Source organism: Alicyclobacillus suci (genome assembly GCF_017329615.1).
Taxonomy (GTDB): domain Bacteria; phylum Bacillota; class Bacilli; order Alicyclobacillales; family Alicyclobacillaceae; genus Alicyclobacillus; species Alicyclobacillus suci.
The window spans coordinates 14704-31753 of the sequence record NZ_JAFMTW010000005.1; the positions used below are offsets into that span (position 1 = coordinate 14704).

The 17050-nt window shown below is 48.9% G+C and carries 16 protein-coding genes; 11 read left to right on the forward strand and 5 right to left on the reverse strand.

What is annotated here, in order from left to right:
• Positions 1-38: 38 nt before the first annotated feature.
• The 5 genes from J3482_RS03930 to J3482_RS03950 form a co-directional block, all read right to left on the reverse strand.
• Entirely contained in the window at positions 39-1397 is a 1359-nt protein-coding gene (locus J3482_RS03930) for an MFS transporter (RefSeq protein WP_206922090.1), read from the reverse strand.
• A 48-nt stretch (positions 1398-1445) separates the two neighbouring features.
• A complete protein-coding gene (locus J3482_RS03935; protein WP_206922091.1) occupies positions 1446-2597 on the reverse strand; it encodes a PrpF domain-containing protein in 1152 nt (383 codons plus the stop codon).
• A gap of 231 nt (positions 2598-2828) precedes the next feature.
• Entirely contained in the window at positions 2829-3980 is a 1152-nt protein-coding gene (gene tcuB / locus J3482_RS03940; RefSeq protein WP_146821334.1) for a tricarballylate utilization 4Fe-4S protein TcuB, read from the reverse strand.
• Positions 3967-5361, reverse strand: coding sequence for an FAD-dependent tricarballylate dehydrogenase TcuA (tcuA, locus tag J3482_RS03945; protein ID WP_146821332.1), 1395 nt, complete (start codon positions 5359-5361; stop codon positions 3967-3969). The genes tcuB and tcuA overlap by 14 nt, the downstream gene beginning before the upstream one ends.
• A 248-nt stretch (positions 5362-5609) precedes the next feature.
• A complete protein-coding gene (locus J3482_RS03950) occupies positions 5610-5930 on the reverse strand; it encodes a DUF3870 domain-containing protein (protein ID WP_146821330.1) in 321 nt (106 codons plus the stop codon).
• A 155-nt stretch (positions 5931-6085) separates the two neighbouring features.
• Between J3482_RS03950 and J3482_RS03955 the strand changes: the two genes are divergently transcribed.
• The 11 genes from J3482_RS03955 to J3482_RS04005 all read left to right on the forward strand — a co-directional run bounded on the left by J3482_RS03955 (position 6086) and on the right by J3482_RS04005 (position 16995).
• On the forward strand, positions 6086-6244 hold the full coding sequence (locus J3482_RS03955; RefSeq protein WP_188332091.1) for a hypothetical protein: 159 nt from the start codon (positions 6086-6088) through the stop codon (positions 6242-6244).
• Positions 6245-6397: 153 nt separating this feature from the next.
• Positions 6398-7357, forward strand: a complete 960-nt coding sequence (gene rbsK, locus J3482_RS03960) for a ribokinase (RefSeq protein ID WP_223203970.1) — start codon at positions 6398-6400, stop codon at positions 7355-7357.
• Positions 7341-8306, forward strand: a complete 966-nt coding sequence (locus J3482_RS03965) for a LacI family DNA-binding transcriptional regulator (RefSeq protein WP_223203969.1) — start codon at positions 7341-7343, stop codon at positions 8304-8306. Before rbsK ends, J3482_RS03965 begins: the two co-directional genes overlap by 17 nt.
• Before the next feature lie 78 nt (positions 8307-8384).
• Positions 8385-8777 carry a D-ribose pyranase gene (gene rbsD / locus J3482_RS03970; protein ID WP_146821326.1) on the forward strand — a complete coding sequence of 131 codons (393 nt, stop codon included), beginning with the start codon at positions 8385-8387 and terminating at the stop codon, positions 8775-8777.
• 13 nt (positions 8778-8790) lie between these two features.
• Positions 8791-10281, forward strand: coding sequence for a sugar ABC transporter ATP-binding protein (locus J3482_RS03975; RefSeq protein WP_206917587.1), 1491 nt, complete (start codon positions 8791-8793; stop codon positions 10279-10281).
• Positions 10278-11198: an ABC transporter permease gene (locus J3482_RS03980; RefSeq protein WP_438938577.1), complete on the forward strand. Its 921-nt coding sequence runs from the start codon at positions 10278-10280 to the stop codon at positions 11196-11198. The genes J3482_RS03975 and J3482_RS03980 overlap by 4 nt, the downstream gene beginning before the upstream one ends.
• 22 nt (positions 11199-11220) lie before the next feature.
• A complete protein-coding gene (locus J3482_RS03985; RefSeq protein ID WP_146821322.1) occupies positions 11221-12207 on the forward strand; it encodes a substrate-binding domain-containing protein in 987 nt (328 codons plus the stop codon).
• Positions 12208-12415: 208 nt separating this feature from the next.
• Positions 12416-13552: a glutamate 5-kinase gene (gene proB / locus J3482_RS03990; protein WP_223203968.1), complete on the forward strand. Its 1137-nt coding sequence runs from the start codon at positions 12416-12418 to the stop codon at positions 13550-13552.
• Positions 13539-14858, forward strand: a complete 1320-nt coding sequence (locus J3482_RS03995; protein ID WP_206917590.1) for a glutamate-5-semialdehyde dehydrogenase — start codon at positions 13539-13541, stop codon at positions 14856-14858. The genes proB and J3482_RS03995 overlap by 14 nt, the downstream gene beginning before the upstream one ends.
• Before the next feature lie 262 nt (positions 14859-15120).
• Positions 15121-16158: an MFS transporter gene (locus J3482_RS04000; RefSeq protein ID WP_206922092.1), complete on the forward strand. Its 1038-nt coding sequence runs from the start codon at positions 15121-15123 to the stop codon at positions 16156-16158.
• Positions 16159-16185: 27 nt separating this feature from the next.
• Positions 16186-16995 (forward strand): AraC family transcriptional regulator, encoded by an 810-nt coding sequence (locus tag J3482_RS04005; RefSeq protein ID WP_188332090.1) that lies wholly within the window; start codon positions 16186-16188, stop codon positions 16993-16995.
• The last annotated feature ends 55 nt before the right edge of the window (positions 16996-17050 follow it).

Consider the following 17050-nt stretch of genomic DNA (forward strand, 5'->3'; position numbering starts at 1 on the left):
CGGCATTGGATAACAACTGCCGCCTGACCTCATCGAATTTAAGCTTCTAGGCTTTCATGAACTGGATTAATCACTTCCAATGTACGCCCTTTTGTCCTCGGGCCGAAAAATGCAGTAACTAGCGCTAAGATGATCCACGTTGCAGCAATATAAACGAAAACACTTTTGTATCCGTAGTCGTTGAAGAAAAAGACTACAATCATCGGGCCGAATACATTCGCTAGGCGGCCTACTCCATAAACAAGGCCTGAACCTGAGTTTCGAATTTCTGTTGGATAGAGTTCAGGCGTGTAGGCGTACAAGAGGGGAGCAAACGTTTGAATAAACATCGCTACTAAGAATCCAAAAACCACAATCATCGTTGTATTGAAGGTCAATCCGTAAAGTAGGCCACACACCGAAATAAGAAATCCGAACATGACGACCAGCCACTTTCGGTCAATTCGATCCGACACTAAATATGCAATGAACGCTCCTGGGACTGCGCCAATTGACATAGCGGATGACCAAGCGAGTGAATGTACTAGTGAGAATCCGTGGGCCACAAGGAGTGTCGGAACCCACGACATAAATCCATAGAAGCCAAGGGTTTGTAATATCCAAAGTATCAATAAAACAATTGTCCGACCAATGTACCGTCTAGAGAACAGTGCCCCATAACTGCGCCCACTCACACTTGGCACGATTTCTTCCGTGGGTGTGGGTAGAGCACCCTTCTCTTTTGAAATTCCTTCTTCAATTGCGCACATAACTTGGTCAGCCTTGTCAAAACGGCCCTGGTTTTCATACCAACGGGGAGACTCCTTCATACGTATTGCAAGGATAGCGCAGATGAACCCTAGTGCTCCCCAAACATAGACCAAGCGCCAGGCCCAGGGGGTAACCGGAATTAAAAAGCGTGCCACATATGCGGTGACAGGAATTCCACAGAGACCCACTGTCATAATTAATCCTTGATAAGTTCCACGCTTTTTCGCAGGAAATACCTCGCTGATATAGGTAATACCCACAACAGTCATCGCAGCAAGCCCGAAACCGGTTACAAGGCGGGTGATGAAGAGTGTTGTCATATTTGTAGCGAAGGCATTTAAGAGAGAGAAAACAGAATAGACGAGTACGGTAGAAATCAAGCTTTTTTTTCGTCCAATTTTGTCGGATACATAGCCGATAATGGCCGCTCCTAGAAACATCCCTAGAAACGTTGCGGATGTAATCGTGCCGATTTCATCAATGCTTAGATTCCAATTTTTTTCGATAGCAGGTGCTGTATACGAAAGTGTATTGATATCACCAAGTTCAAAGAAGAAAGCGAATGCTAAAATCCAAATGACGTATCGGTGAAAGGATGCGATGGGAAGTCGTTCTAGTCGTGCGCCGACAGAAAATTTGCTATTCATGAATTATCCCCCTACAAAATAATGAAAGCGTATACATGTGGTGCTCGATTACTGAAGTACTTTTGCAAATGACGGAATCCAAGCTTGCCCGCTGATGAGTGGTCGTGCAGTTCTGACCAATGTTACCTTGGCCCGGCTAGGGTCTGACTCGCTGACTTCGGCTTCCATTTCCAGTACTCCGGCAGGGTGGCCAATTCTAAGTTGGCTGTTGGTTTGGCAATGAGGAGAGCATTTCTCAAAACTTATGGTGCCGGGAATCTTAGAGGCTACAGATAGTGCCATACCTCCTGTTACGGGATACGTAGGGTGTAAATTTCCCATCGTGATGGCTCGTGCCACAATATCGTAGTCGCTCTCATTCAACCACTCCAGTCCGGTTGTTCGGTATTTGCGCACGGATTGCACGAGGGCAATTTTGGGAATTGCATGGGTAGTCGCGCTCACTGCTTGGTTTGCATCGAAAATCCCTAGCATTCTACCCACTTGTTGTCTAACCGCCTCAATTGTTGGGAGAACATGGGATAATTCGCGTTCGGAAACTTCCGTACCTTTGAGCTGGAGCTCGTCTCCATCCATGAGTATGGTTAGATTTCCAATATCGATAACCGTTACTCGAAAGATACTGCCGTCAGGCAAGTGTATTTTGTCCTGTTTATTTCCCGTAGGGAATAATTTACCTGTAACGCCGCCACCAGCGTCGATAAAGTCCAAATAAACTGGAGAGCCGGTGCCAGGTACACCTGGAATCTTGGTATTACCATCTGGGACAAAGTGGTGATCTTGGACCATAAATCGAGATACGATGATGGCCTTTGTGTTGGTGTTGTAGATGCGGACACTGTTCCAACCATCTTTTGTCGTAGATACCATGCCCTGTTCAACTGCAAATGGACCAACAGCAGCTGAAACATTTCCGCAGTTTGGAATGTAGTCAATATACGGTTTATCGATACTTACTTGACCGAACGTATAGTCTACATCGGCATCCTTTCTCGTTGAAACTTCGATAATGCCAACCTTACTAGTTGTTGGGGTAGCTCCACCTAACCCGTTAATCTGTCTTTTGTCGGGACTACCGAACAGAGAAAGAATTAGTTGGTCTCTCGTTAAAGGATCTTTTGGTAAATCACGGTTTCGCAGGAGTAAGGCTTTACTGGTTCCCCCACGATAAATGGAACATGGAAGTGTAGACCAATCCACTTAGGAATCCTCCTTTTAGACAATATAAAAGCCCAGCATCCGTCGAAAATTCGACAAATGCTGGGCTTCACACGATTTTTCGTTAGAGGTTATCTACCGACTCACGCGAAACAGCAGTATCAATATGGACTTAATTGCGCGAACTGATTCCCGGATGCTGATTATGCTTAGCGGGGTTACCGATAAGCCTCAACACCACTGAAGTGATAATAATCTAAAAGTTGCGCATGTTCAACCCCTATTTGCAAATTTGCCTCGATAGGGATTGGAGTTTTCTTTTCGTACCTTTGGCGTGAGGTGAGATTCTGCCAAACGCTCTTCTTGTGCGTACTGAACGAGCGCTAAAAAGCGATATATGAAGTGCACAAATTTTGTGTATGGGGCCGTAAAGAACAGTGATGCAACACTGCTTAAATGTAAGGCCAAAATGATACCCATGGGTGCTGTGTCCCGACATATGAGTACAAGCATACCTGTAACCGCAATCGTGAGTAAGGAGATGGAAAAAGCGTTCCCAGAACGTTTTGCATTCTTATTCGAATTAGCATCGTTACTTCTGGATTTGATGTATATTAGGCCGGAGGTACCAATGATAATGCCAATTCCTCCGAGAGTTCCGAGAATCACCACCGGATGATAGAATGGGTATGGTGCTTGTATGTGAAATATATGCGCGTATACTGCCGCCAGCGTTGTCGAGGCAACGTCAAGTAAAAAGCCGTAGAAAACGGAATGATGGAGCCATTTTCGATGGCCAGAAAATGGTTCTTCAGTTTCTTCATCTCCCAGATAGCGAAGCCGTAAGGCGTAGGTTATAGCTTTTCGGATGTCTACGCCTTGTACACGTTCTGGCGTTGTTGACCGAATATCTCTCCAGAATCTAACAGCCCCAATCATCCAACCTCCGATAAACCAAATGCCTAATGCGCCAAATGTAACTTCGAGAAACGCTTCTGACAAAACTCGATAAAACGAGCCTTTTCCCGCGTGCTGTTCAAGTAACGTAGGTAGGCCGTTTGTCCCCGCAACGATTGCAACTATGAGGAGGAACGCCACTATTGCGATAATCCAGAAGCCGCCTTTGTTTCCGATTGCTTTCGCTAGGCCACTGGGCCAAGAATACTTTTTGTACAGTTCTTCTCGAAGACCACTGAATAATTTAGGTGGATGAATGCCGAATTCATGAGGTGTCGTGAATGGGCAAGCAAAGACGCATTCCTTGCAATCATGACAGAGGTTGGCGAGATAGGCCATATCGTTTTCAGTAAACGTTCGACGCCATTCGATAGCCCGCCATACAGCGCAGTAGCCTTCACAATAACGGCATGCATTGCATACTTGCATTTGTCTTTTTCCGTCGGTTATCAATTCATTTAATGACATTGGCTGCTTCCTCCCCGGCGATTCTTCCAAGTACGGCCCCCATTGTGAGACCAAATCCCGCTAAGTAGCCGCGACGAAGGACGTTTCCGGCTACCATTTCTCCTGCAGCAAACATGTTGTCTACTTGACGGTTATTGAATTGAATATTTGCTTTATTATTGATACGAACCCCTAGATAGGTGAATGTGATGCCCGCTCGTAGGGGATACGCATAGTAAGGTGCTTCATCGATTTGAACTGCCCAATGGCTTTTAGGGGGGGTGATTCCTTCAGTATAACAATCGTCCAACGTACTTGGATCAAACGTTCCCTGATGTACCGAATGGTTGAACGCCTGTACAGTACTTTGGAGTTGCGACGACGGTAAACCAAGCCTGTCGGCGAGTTCATCCAGGGAATCAGCGACAATTGGATCAAAAACCGATGGCATAAACTTACTTAACGCCTTACTATCGATGATGGAATATGCAACTTGGCCTGGCTGTCTGGCAATAAGTCCACCCCAGATGGCGTAACGTTTTGGCCAAAAGTCCTCACCCTCGTCGTAAAAACGCTTACCCTCTCGATTGACTACAATGCCAAAAGGCACACTATCCAGGCGAGTAACGATTCCTCCGTCAAACTTTGGGGCTCGGCCGTCTACCGCCACTGCATGAAACGCGTCCGGTTCGCCAATCGGTTCAGCACCATATTTTAGAAGGATTTGAATCATGTTTCCTTGGTTGTAGGGAGTTCCACGAATGACGAAGTTGTCTGCGGCATCTCCCCAGTATTTTTTTAACCAGGCTATGTTTGCTTCAAATCCACCCGAGGCTAATACAACCGCTTTTGCGTGAACAATGATTTGTTTGTTTCCCTTACGCACTTGAGCAGCTGTAAATTGATTGCCTTCGATTACCAGGTCTTCAACCAGGGATTCATACCAAATATTAATTTTCCTGGCCGATGCTGTGCGGTAGTACGCATTCATCATCGCACGTCCCCCACCGAGCATGAACATGTTAGTCCGTGCTAAATGAAGTGTGCCGGACAGGGGAGGCTGCCAGCGAATTCCTTGATTGCTAAGCCATTTGGGTAACTCTGCTGACTTTGTAATAATCAGATGAGCGAGTGATTCATCAATTTCCCCACCAGCGACACGTCGTAAATCTTCCATGAACTCGTCTTCTGTGTATGCACCCATCATGTAGTCATTTTCATACGCATGCATAATTCTAAAATCGCGTGTGTGGCGACTGTTACCCCCACGATAAAATTGAGGAGCACGTTCGATGATAAGTACTTTTGCCCCCGACTCTTGCGCTTGTAGGGCGGCCGCCAAAGCGGCATTTCCACCTCCTATAACAAGGATGTCGTAATGATGCGTATCATTTTCAGCCATATCCATCCTCCGAGTTTTACACGTTTGCGTGGAATAAAAATAAATGCACCAGCAGCCGAAAGGCTGACTGGTGCATTTTTGATTCCTTGCTCAAGGATGAGTTGAGCAACTCAAAATATGGCAGTCATCAAGGTGGTGTATTTATTCTATATGCATTCTACATTTTTCTTTCGTGCCGAACAAGATAAAAACAGTACTTTGTGTATCTTGAATGATGGATTTCGAGAAAGTAAAGAGACCATTCGTGTTCATGTTGCTGATAGTCGCTCGTATTCCGCTTCAAGGTCTTTGATAGCGGCAATGAGTGCAGCTTTTGTTGCACCGTGGTAATGTAGCTTGATTTCATCAATCATTGCGTCCACTCCGTCACGCAGTGAGTGTCCTTTCAGCAATTCGCATACGAAATTTCTTCCAAGATGTGTAGCTAATGTGCATTCCACAGAAAGAATTACAGCATGCTGCATTTCAATCTCAACGACTAGGGCAAGTGTATCGTAAGCTGTTTTTGCGGCAGATCCCGATGGGAGTCTTCCATGACCTGCAATAAAGGCTCTGCGGACAGGACTCATAATTCTCTCCTAAGATAGGGATTTAAAGCTAATGATAACCTATCATGGATATGGAGGTTTGCCAATGATTTTAGGGGGATAACGTTATTTGGAGGTGAACAGCCCTACCCGACAGCGATTCCATTTACTACTCCGCCATGCTTGGTGTCGGCGAGTTGATTCAAAGTGGAACTATGACCAATGTCGATATGGAGAACCATCGAGGACAGGCGCTTGACACGGTCGATAAGGACATTGTGCTGTGGGAAGCGAATGCCACCATTGTGCTCCGGTTTTATTGGCGGTTGGATATTTCGTTTCAAGTATTTGCCTAATTCCGTTATAATGTCGATAGGAAGCGCTTTATGCCATCTGCACAATTGGCGTTGAACCTATCCACAAAATGTAAGCCTATACTTTATGGCTCCTTGTGTTAAATTTAATTAAAGTTAGGCGTTATGAAGACTAAAGAGACTAGGAGTGATAGATTGAACATCGTTGTGGTTGGCAGTATGAATATGGATGTTGTGAACCGCGTGAGTCACCATCCGCGCCCAGGTGAGACGATTAAGGGAAAAGGGACGAGTTATATCCCTGGCGGAAAAGGCGCGAATCAGGCAGTCGCCGCAGCACGGGCGGGCGCTTCCGTTCAAATGGTGGGCGCTGTTGGTACGGATGGGTTTGGAAAAGAACTGATTGCGTCGATTGCGCGTGATGGAATTGATACCTCGAAGATCCTTCAGAAGGAAGGCACCTCGGGATTGGCATTCATTACGGTGAATGACGAGGGAGAGAACAATATTATTTTGTCGGAAGGCGCGAATGGTAAGGTAACGCCTGATGATGTCCGAACTGCACTGGAGAATGCGAACTTTGACGCCCTGCTGGTTCAAAATGAGATTTTGCTTGAGTCCAGCTATGAGGCCATTCGGGTCGCGCACGAAAAATCTGCGAAGGTGTTCTATAATCCAGCACCAGCGCATGCCGTACCGAAGGATATTCTTCAACTGGTTGACATCCTTGTGGTCAATGAGACCGAAGCGAGTGTGGTATTGGGTAAACCGCTGAATACACATACGGATTATACGGATGCCGCCAAGGAATTGGTAACGCTTGGAGCAAAAGCTGTGATTCTGACACTCGGTTCAAGTGGTTCTTTGTACGCAGATCACGCATTGACGGTTCATGTACCGGCGTTTCGGGTGCAAGCAGTTGATACGACCGCTGCTGGAGATACGTTTATAGGCGCTTTTGCGAGCGTTTTTTTTGGCGAGAATCCCATGGAGTCCCTGCGGTTCGCTTCTGCTGCTTCTGCAATTGCCGTAACAAGATCCGGCGCACAGACATCTATTCCAGAGCACGGCGAGATTGTAGAGTTTTTGCAGTCGTCTGTGGAAACGTTACCTCATTTTGAAAGATGGGAATCTAGTCATGTCGACCACGATTAAAGAAGTCGCGAAACTCGCGGGTGTCTCGGTTTCTACTGTGTCCCGGGTCATCAATAACAGTGGCTATGTGGGGGAAAAAACGCGGAAGAAAATTGTCGATGCCATGAGTCAACTGAACTTTGAACCGAGCTCGATTGCGCGTGGCTTGGTGAGCGGGAAGACGTCGACCATCGGCTTGCTGCTTCCGGATGTGGCCAATCCATTTTTTGCTGAGGTGGCACGCGGCACGGAGGAAGCGGCGATTGAGAGCGGATTTACGGTGATTTTATGCAATTCGAACTGGGATCTCGAGCGTGAAAAAATGTATCTCAACGTCCTCAAAGGAAGAGGTGTGGAGGGAGTCATTATCATTGGCAACCGGAGCCCAGAGCGCGATTTGATTCGCATGCTTTCGCCAGTACCGTGTGTGTTTGTTGATCGTAAGGTGACAAGTGATGAAAGTTATATCTATGTCGATCACGAAAAAGGCGCCAGAATCGCCACAGAGAAACTGATTTCGATTGGCTGCAAACGCATCGCGCACGTAACTGGTCCGAGAAAATCGACCTCCGCTAGAGCACGCTTGAGTGGCTATTTAAAAACGATGAAGAAACATGATTTGGAGACTATTGTACTGCAGGGGAACTTCCGATTTTCTGGCGGCTATGAAGCTGCGAAGAAGGCATTTACAAGCGATTGCCCGCCGGATGGCATCTTCGCGGGAAACGATATGATGGCCATTGGCGTGATTCAGGCCGCGAATGAACTTGGCATTCAAGTACCCGACGACGTGTCGATTGTGGGGTATGACGATATTGATATGGCAAAATGTACCTCGCCTTCGTTGACGACGATTCGTCAGCCGGCAAATGAAATGGGACGTGCTGCGTTTTCGCTGTTTAAGAACCGCGTATCGGAAATGAAAATAGAATTTGATGCCAAGCTAGTGGAGAGAAAATCGACCAAATAGAAATTCCATATTGTTTTTTTGTATGCTGTTGTGGTAACGTTTCCACATGGGTTATGATATTGACACTGAGGTGACAACATGAAGAAACAGGGCGTCTTGAACAGTGAGTTGTCAAAGATCATTGCCGAGCTTGGACATGGGCAATCCTTGGTCATCTCGGACTACGGGCTGCCTGTACCGAAAGGGGTTCGCATGGTCGATTTGGCCATCCGCGAAAACGTCCCGTCTTTTATAGATGTACTCACCGTTATTTTGAGTGAGTTAGCAGTGGAGAAGGCCGTAATCGCAGATGAGCTAAGGCAGTCCGGCCATGAAATCTACGACACCATTGTTGAAAAGGTTGGACATGCAATAGCGCTGGTGTCTCATGAAGAGCTGAAAAAAATTACCGAAAGTGTAAGCGTTATCGTGCGAACCGGTGAATGGACGCCTTACGCAAACATCGTTTTATACGCAGGAGTCGTATTCTAAGGAGGTGTTTCGTGTGGGGAAGCTGATGATGCGCGGCATTAGTAAATCGTTTTCAGGTGTACGCGTCCTGGAAGAGGTTGAACTGATTGTTGAAGGCGGAAAAGTAGTCGCGTTGCTCGGTGAAAATGGCGCCGGCAAGTCGACGTTGATGAAAATTTTGACGGGTGAATATCAGGCGGATGCCGGTGAAATTGTCATTGATGACCAGGTGGTCGACATTAAGAATGTCGACGACGCCAAAAAACATCAGATTGGGATGATACACCAGGAGCTTAACCTGTTTCCGAATCTATCGATAGCAGAAAATTTTTTGATTGGTAACGAAGCGGAATATCAGCAGTCGGGCTTTATCCGCAGCAGCAAACTGAACGACAAGGTCAAAAGTATTTTGCAGCAAGTCAATTTGCAACGCCATCCTAGCGAGTTGGTAAAAAATCTAGGGATCGGCGAGCAACAATTGGTGGAGATTGGGAAGGCTTTGTTACAAGATGTCAAATATCTGGTGATGGACGAGCCTACCGCTGCATTGACCGAAAGCGAAACGGAACGATTGTTTCAAATTATAGAGTCGCTTAAGAAAAATGGTGTCGGTATTGTCTACATTTCTCACCGGATGGAAGAGTTGTATCGAATTGCCGACAAGGTTTCGGTTTTAAGAGATGGCCGGTTCATTGCTACCCGGGATATGAAGACTGCGGATGAAAATGAATTGGTATCGATGATGGTCGGCCGCACGGTCGATGACAGGTATCCGAAGACCCCATCCAATCCCGGACAAGTCTTGCTGAAGGCGGTCGATGTCAAGACGCCGAAGGTCAAGCGAGCCACGTTGGAAGTGAGGGCCGGTGAGATTGTTGGACTTGGCGGTTTGATGGGCGCTGGGCGCACTGAACTTGTAAGCGCATTTGCGGGCGTTGATCGAATTGTTGAAGGCGAGTTTGAGTTCAATGGCAAGCGAACTCGCTTCAAGACGCCGAAGCAAGCTATTGACAGCGGTTTAGCTTTTGTCACGGAAGATAGAAAATCGCAAGGGCTGATTTTACCGTTTAGCGTGCGTGAAAACATGGCACTTCCGACGCTAGGGCTGAGAAGCCGATTTGGGTTCATCCAATCTCGACAGGAGCGGGATTTCACTTCAGAAGTCGTGAATAAGATGCGCATCAAGGTCGCGTCGATAGACCAGCCTGCTGGAAGCTTGAGCGGTGGGAATCAACAAAAGATTGTCATCGGCAAGTGGATGGCGCAAGACCCGGTGTTGCTGATTCTCGATGAGCCAACACGTGGGATTGACGTGGGGGCAAAACAGGAAATTTACGAGCTAATGAATGCGTTTAAGTCGCAAGGGCGTGGCATTTTGATGATATCGTCCGATTTACCAGAACTCATGGGAATCTGTGACCGGATTTACGTCATGCACGAGGGAGAAGTCATGGGTGAAATCAAGGGCGAGGAAATGAACAATGAGAACTTTATGAAGTTGGCGACCGGGAGGAAACTATCGTGAACGTGATCAAAAAATACCGGCTTGGACCGCTCATTGGACTTGTACTTATCTTTATTGTGATGTCGATTTTGTCCAATCAGTTTCTGACGTTTTCCAACTTGCGAAACGTCGCTTTGCAGACCACGGTCAATGCATTGTTAGGTGTCGGCATGACATTTGTCATTCTCACGTCGGGAATTGATTTGTCGGTTGGCTCCACATTGGCCTTGAGTGCCGTCATTTCATCTGGCTTGATGGTCGCGCACGTCAACGTATTTCTGGCTTGTATTGTTGGTATCGTCGTCGGTGCTGCAGGCGGTGCACTCAATGGACTCTTGGTATCTTATGGACGCCTGGCACCATTTATTGTGACACTTGGCACCCAGCAGTTGTTTAGAGGTTTGACAGAAGTGTATACCCACGGGATGCCTATCTTTAACTTGCCGAACTCTTTCTCAAATCTAGGGACTGGGCTCATAGCTGGCATTCCAATTCCCGTAGTGATTGCCGCCGTCGTCTTCATTGTTGGCTGGATTGTGCTGAAAAAGACGGTCGTAGGTCGCAAGATTTACGCGCTTGGCGGGAATGAGAAGGTTGCACAGCTCGCTGGTGTTAAGGTAAATCGCTATCTCGTTTGGGTCTACGTGGTAGCCGGTGTACTGGCCGCGTTCGCAGGGTTGATTTTGACGTCGCGGTTAGGCACAGCAGAACCAACTGCCGGAACAGGGTATGAACTCGATGCCATCACCGCAGTTGTTCTTGGTGGCACAAGTCTGGTTGGTGGTGAAGGCAGTATCATCGGTACCCTGGTGGGTGCACTTATTTTGGGGGTGATCGACAACGGATTAAACCTTTTAAATGTCAATTCATTTTGGCAAGACGCTGTGAAAGGCTTGATCATTTTGGTCGCAATCCTGCTTGACCGCAAAAAGAACTAACAAATCATAGGGGGAATTACTCATGAAAACTTGGAAAATCGCAGCATTGAGCACATTGGCAGTAGGCGTTCTCGTAAGCGGATGTGGCACGACTGGTTCCACGTCGTCGAGCAACACAGCCTCAAACACGAGTAGCACAAGTGGAAACGCTACCACATCTTCGTCGGCATCTGGAAAGACGATTGGCTTTGCCGTTTCGACCCTGAACAATCCATTCTTCGTGGCGATGCAGAATGGCGTACAGTCAGAGGCGAAAAAGGATGGTTTGAAGGTAACCGTTGAAAACGGGAATAATGACGCTGCGACGCAGTTGAATCAGGTACAGGATTTGATTCAGCAACACGTGAGCGCAATCCTGTTAAATCCGGTCGACAGCAACAGCTTGTCCTCCGCCGTGAAGTTGGCGAATCAGGCAAATATTCCGGTCATCACGCTTGATAGAAGTGTCAACTTTGGGAAAGTGGCTACGTTTATCGCGTCCGATAGTGTAGAAGCTGGTAAGGAAGCAGCTGACCAATTGATTAAAGCACTTGGCGGAAAGGGACAGGTTGTTGAGCTTCAAGGAACGATTGGAGCCTCCTCTGAAATCGACCGTGAGAAAGGCTTTGACCAAGAGATTGCCACTGCGCCTGGCATCAAAGTGGTTGCGAAGCAAACGGCGAACTTTGATAGAAATACGGCGTTGAACGTCATGCAGAATATCTTACAAGCACATCCTGACATCAACGGAGTGTTCGCACAAAACGACGAAATGGCACTGGGCGCGTTGAAAGCGATTCAGCAATCCGGAAAAAAAGGAATCGACATCGTTGGAATCGATGGTGAGCAAGAGGCTATCACTGACGTGAACAACGGCTTGATATATGCAGATATCGCACAACAGCCGACACAAGAAGGTATCCTTGGCGTCGATAATGCCGTTAAGCTCATCAACGGTCAGAGCGTGCCGAAGACGGTCAGTTCTCCATTGCAACTCGTCACCAAGGGTTCCAGTTTTAAAGGATTCTAAGGCGGCATCGTAAGCAGTAGAAAAGATTGCTGTATGCGTGGTGTCGTTACGAAGGAAAAGGGGCAAGTTGACTATTGGTCAGCTTGCCCCTTTTTAGTAGTCGCATTCGGTATTTCCTGAGGAATTTGATTCCACAGATGTTTCTTACTCCATTCTCTTGTACAATAAATATCGTCAGAATAATCCTTGTTTTGCGGGGGATACGCGCGTGATAGGCCAGGGTGCGAAGCGAAGGCGGATGGTGGTCAAGGTCGGATCAAGTTCGATTACCGATGGTCGTGGGCGGTTATCGATTGAGAAGATGCAACGGTTGGTGAATCAGTTGATTTTGCTTCGGCAAAGTCGGGATTGCCAGGTGATATTGGTATCATCAGGCGCAATCGCGGCGGGCTTGGGGCGTCTCGGGTGGGATAGGGCGACGATTACGCTACCGGAGAAGCAAGCTGCTGCGGCTGTTGGACAGACCTTACTAATGGAGACTTATGGCCAACTGTTTGGAGACCGGGGCATTGTGACAGGACAGGTATTGCTAACACGGCTTGATATTGAAGATAGAAAGCGATTTGTTCATATCCGCAACACCGTGTTGACACTCTTGCACGGCGAAATTGTGCCGGTGGTCAACGAGAACGATACGGTGGCGGTGGACGAAATTCGGTTTGGGGACAATGATACGTTGGCCGCCTTGACGGCACTCGTCTCGGAGGCCGATTGCCTAGTGCTGCTGACGGATATCGACGGGTTATATACAGGTGACCCGAAGGCGGACGCGAACGTCACGCGCCTTGCGGAAATATGGGAAATTACAGGAGAGATTGAAGCGCTGGCCGGTGGCGCAGGGAGTGCTGTGGGCACGGGCGGGATGCGTACGAAGATTTCTGCGGCCAAGACAGCTGTTCAATCGGGGATTGATGTGGTGATTGCGTCGAGTGAAGAGCCGGATGTACTTTTGCGAATTGCCGACGGGCAACCGACGGGGACGCTGTTTCATGCGCGCCCGGCGCCACTAGCCCATCGCAAGTCGTGGCTCGTGCATGGACCGCACGCGAGTGGCGTGTTGCAAATGGACGACGGTGCGGTCATGGCGCTGGTCGCAGGAACCGGAAGCCTGTTGCTGCCAGGCATTGTGCGGGTTGAGGGGGATTTTCACGAGGGGAGCCCGGTCGCCTTGGCGGATGTGACCGGACGCGTGATTGGTAAGGGTATTACAAACTTTTCCGCACGCGATCTCGACATGCTGATGGACCGACGAAAACGTGGCGAACGACTGGAGAATCTGACGGAAGTCGTGCATCGCAACAACTTAGTTGTCATGGAGGGGGCGCATGTGCATGGCGGGGCGTGAAGTGGAACAAAAGGCGGAGGATGTTTTGGCGCAAGTGGACTTAGAAACTTACGTTCAGCAGCGACTTCGGCGGGCTAAAATAGCCAGTCGGTCGTTGGCGCCACTTTCCACGGACGTCAAGAACAGGGCGCTCGCACAAATGGCGCAGGCGCTCTGGGACGCGCGAGAAGCCATCCTTACAGCCAATCGCGCGGATGTCGTTGCCGCACAGCGCGCCGGGCAGCCCGCTGCACGCATCGATAGATTGTTGCTGACAGAGGACAGAATTCGTCAGATGATGGCGGGGCTGCGGCAGGTGGCCGAATTGGCTGACCCGGTCGGAGATAGGCTCGAGGTCATTGAACACGCAAATGGCCTGCGCATCGAGAAGGTTCGGGTACCGCTGGGCGTTGTCGCTATGATTTATGAATCGAGGCCAAATGTCACGGTAGATGCCGCGGCACTGTGTCTGAAGACGGGCAATGCCGCGGTGTTGCGCGGTGGACGAGAGGCGAAGTCGTCGAATGTCGCGATAGTGCGGGCGCTTCACCAAGGGCTCTCAGAATGCGGGATACCGAACGATGCGATTCAGTTGATTGAACGTGTGGAACGGGATTCCGTCGATTGGATTATCCAAGCGGTGGGCCTCGTCGACTTGGTGATTCCTCGCGGGGGTGCAGGGTTGATTGATCGCGTTGTCCGCAACGCCCGGGTTCCAGTCATTGAAACTGGAGTTGGCAACTGCCACGTGTATGTCGATGCGTCCGCTGATTTGGCAAAAGCGCGCGCAATTATCACGAATGCGAAGACGCATCGTCCATCGGTATGCAACGCAGCAGAAACCCTGCTCGTGCACCAAGCGGTGGCGGACGCCTGGTTGCCGGAAATTGTGCCGGCGCTGATGGATATTGGTGTCGAGATTCGCGGCTGCGCGCGGACGTGCGGCATTTTGTCCGCTGCTGGCGTCGAACGTATCCGGATGGCAGACGAAGTGGATTGGGCTACAGAGTATCTGGATTTAATCCTCGCGGTTAGAGTCGTTGATGATCTTGAAGACGCGATAGATCACATATGCCGCTATGGAACGCTTCACTCCGAAGTGATTGTCACCGAGGACGCGGTTGCGGCTGAGAATTTCTTGTCAAGCGTGGACGCGGCAGTCGTTTATCACAATGTGTCTTCGCGCTTTACAGACGGCTTTGAGTTTGGTTTTGGCGCGGAGATTGGTATTTCGACGCAAAAGTTACACGCCCGTGGGCCGATGGGGCTGCGGGAGATGACGAGTTACAAGTATATTGTACGAGGTGACGGGCAGGTGCGGGGATAAGATGCTCCCCTCACTTGCTGATCTACTTCCGATATTGCGAATCATTTCTGGTCCTCGTAAGATGCCCATGCTGTATCTGCGATAGGATATCCCCACTAGGATGGCACGAATGAAAGGGCTTCCATTTGATGACGGTGTGCAGGCACATTTGAAACGGTTGGGGGCTCATAGTGCTCATCACTATGACGCGCAATAGGCGGATGGAGGTTTTTTGTGGTGGATCGCCGTCGTTTAATCATCGTTACGATTCTCTGTGGGCGTCGTGCTTCTGTTTATCGGCGGCATCTTATCTGATAAGTTTACGGGGAAGACCGTTCTTATCTGGGGATTATCTATTTTCTCACTTGCGACGGGAGCCACGGGGATAGCCACAGGCTTTGTTACGATGTTGGTATATCGGATTGTAACGGGATTGGGTGAAGGGCTTTTTTGGCCCGCCGCGTCGCAGGAAATCACATTGGTATCAACTGACGAACAGCGAACGACGGTGATGTCCATCTATTGGGCTGGATATCCGATTGGTGGTTTTTTTGGTACTTGGCTGGGCGCTATGGTGGGGGCGCACTACGGGTGGCGCCCTGTTTTTCTTGTCGCATTCTTATTGGGGGTCATTGTCGCCGTATTGTACGGAGTTCTTGTCCGCAACAAACGCGGCGACGCCGCATCCGTCAAGGTGCAACTCAGAGAAAAGGTTGCGCTTCGAGAAATCTTTCGGCAACCAGTGGTCGTCGTCCTCGGGATTTTCTATCTCTTACTAATGTCTGGTTGGTGGATAGTGCTGCTTTGGGCCCCGACGTTTATGGAGACGCAAAAGCATATGAGCCTGACGACCGGGGGTACCATTGCGAGTTTGATGGGGCTGTCTGGAGCGCTCGGCGGGGTACTCATCGGTCGCTATTGTGACCGTGGGACCATTGCTCGTCGAAAAGTGGTTCTAGTTTGGATTACGATTCTTACCGCCGTGATGATGGCGCTCATGGTGGTGGGCATTCCCACCTGGCTTCTCGTGGTTGTCGTTTTGCTCTTGGGGTTTTTCGGGTACCCAATTACCCCGGTCGTGCTTGCCATTACATCACAAGCGGTAGCAAAACGTGTGGCCGGATCAGCTATTGGATTCGTGATGAACGTGGGGATGCTCGCAGGGGCGATTACACCCGCAATTGCCGGGTTTTTGCAGGAAAATTTACCAATATCCACAGTCTGGGTTTTAGCAGCCTTGTTACAATTGATAAGTTGTCTGGCTCTATGCTTCACGGGAAAGTTACAGCAGGCGTCGCATGAACCTCAAACCTTTGGATGATACGGATGAACGAGGGTGAGCCAATTCTTGAGCTTTCGGAAAGTTTCACTAGCGAACAACGGCATCTGTTTATACGAGAGCAAACACCTTCCGGGTGCGGTGGTTACACCACACTATCACGACATCTACCAGATTCTCTATATCCTCAATGGGGATGGTACGATTACGCTTCAAGGGCATGCGTACGATGTCAGTAGTGACCAAATGGTACTCATAGCTCCCCATTCTTTGCATGCGGTGTACGCTAGGACGCGGATGACTGTACTGGTACTCGCGTTCGGTGATTTTCTGGAGCAATTGAGTGGCTCTGAGGCATTGTTTGCGCACGCCTTTGGTACATCGAAATACCACATGGTGGATTCGATGTCGGCGACAGAGCTACGCGATTCGTTTCGAAAAATCCTCTATGAGCAGAGTCGAAATGACGACTTTTCCGATCTCGCCATCCGCGGCCACCTCCTGCAAGTTTTGTTGATTTTGGCGCGTAGTTGGGAATCACAAAGATTTCGTGACTCGAATGAACATCGGGCAGAGTTGCTGCGCGATTATATTGAGGCGCACTATTTTCATCACTTGTCGGCAGAAAATCTGGCTGCTCGGTTAAAGATTACGCCGCGCCACATGAACGCAATCTTCACAGAACGATTTCATCTTACCCCAATCCAATACCTGACTGATGTGCGTGTGAAGCATGCGAAGGAATTGTTGATTGGCACGGATAAAGACATTATTTCGATTTGTTTTGAAGTCGGATTTGAGACCATCAGCACGTTTTACAGGGCCTTTAAGAAAAAAGTGGGTATGTCGCCCCAGCAGTTTCGCAAGTCGCAGTCGTAGTCGCAAAACTGCTGATATTTCTCGGAGAGATGTAGTGATTTCCGATTTTGCAAAC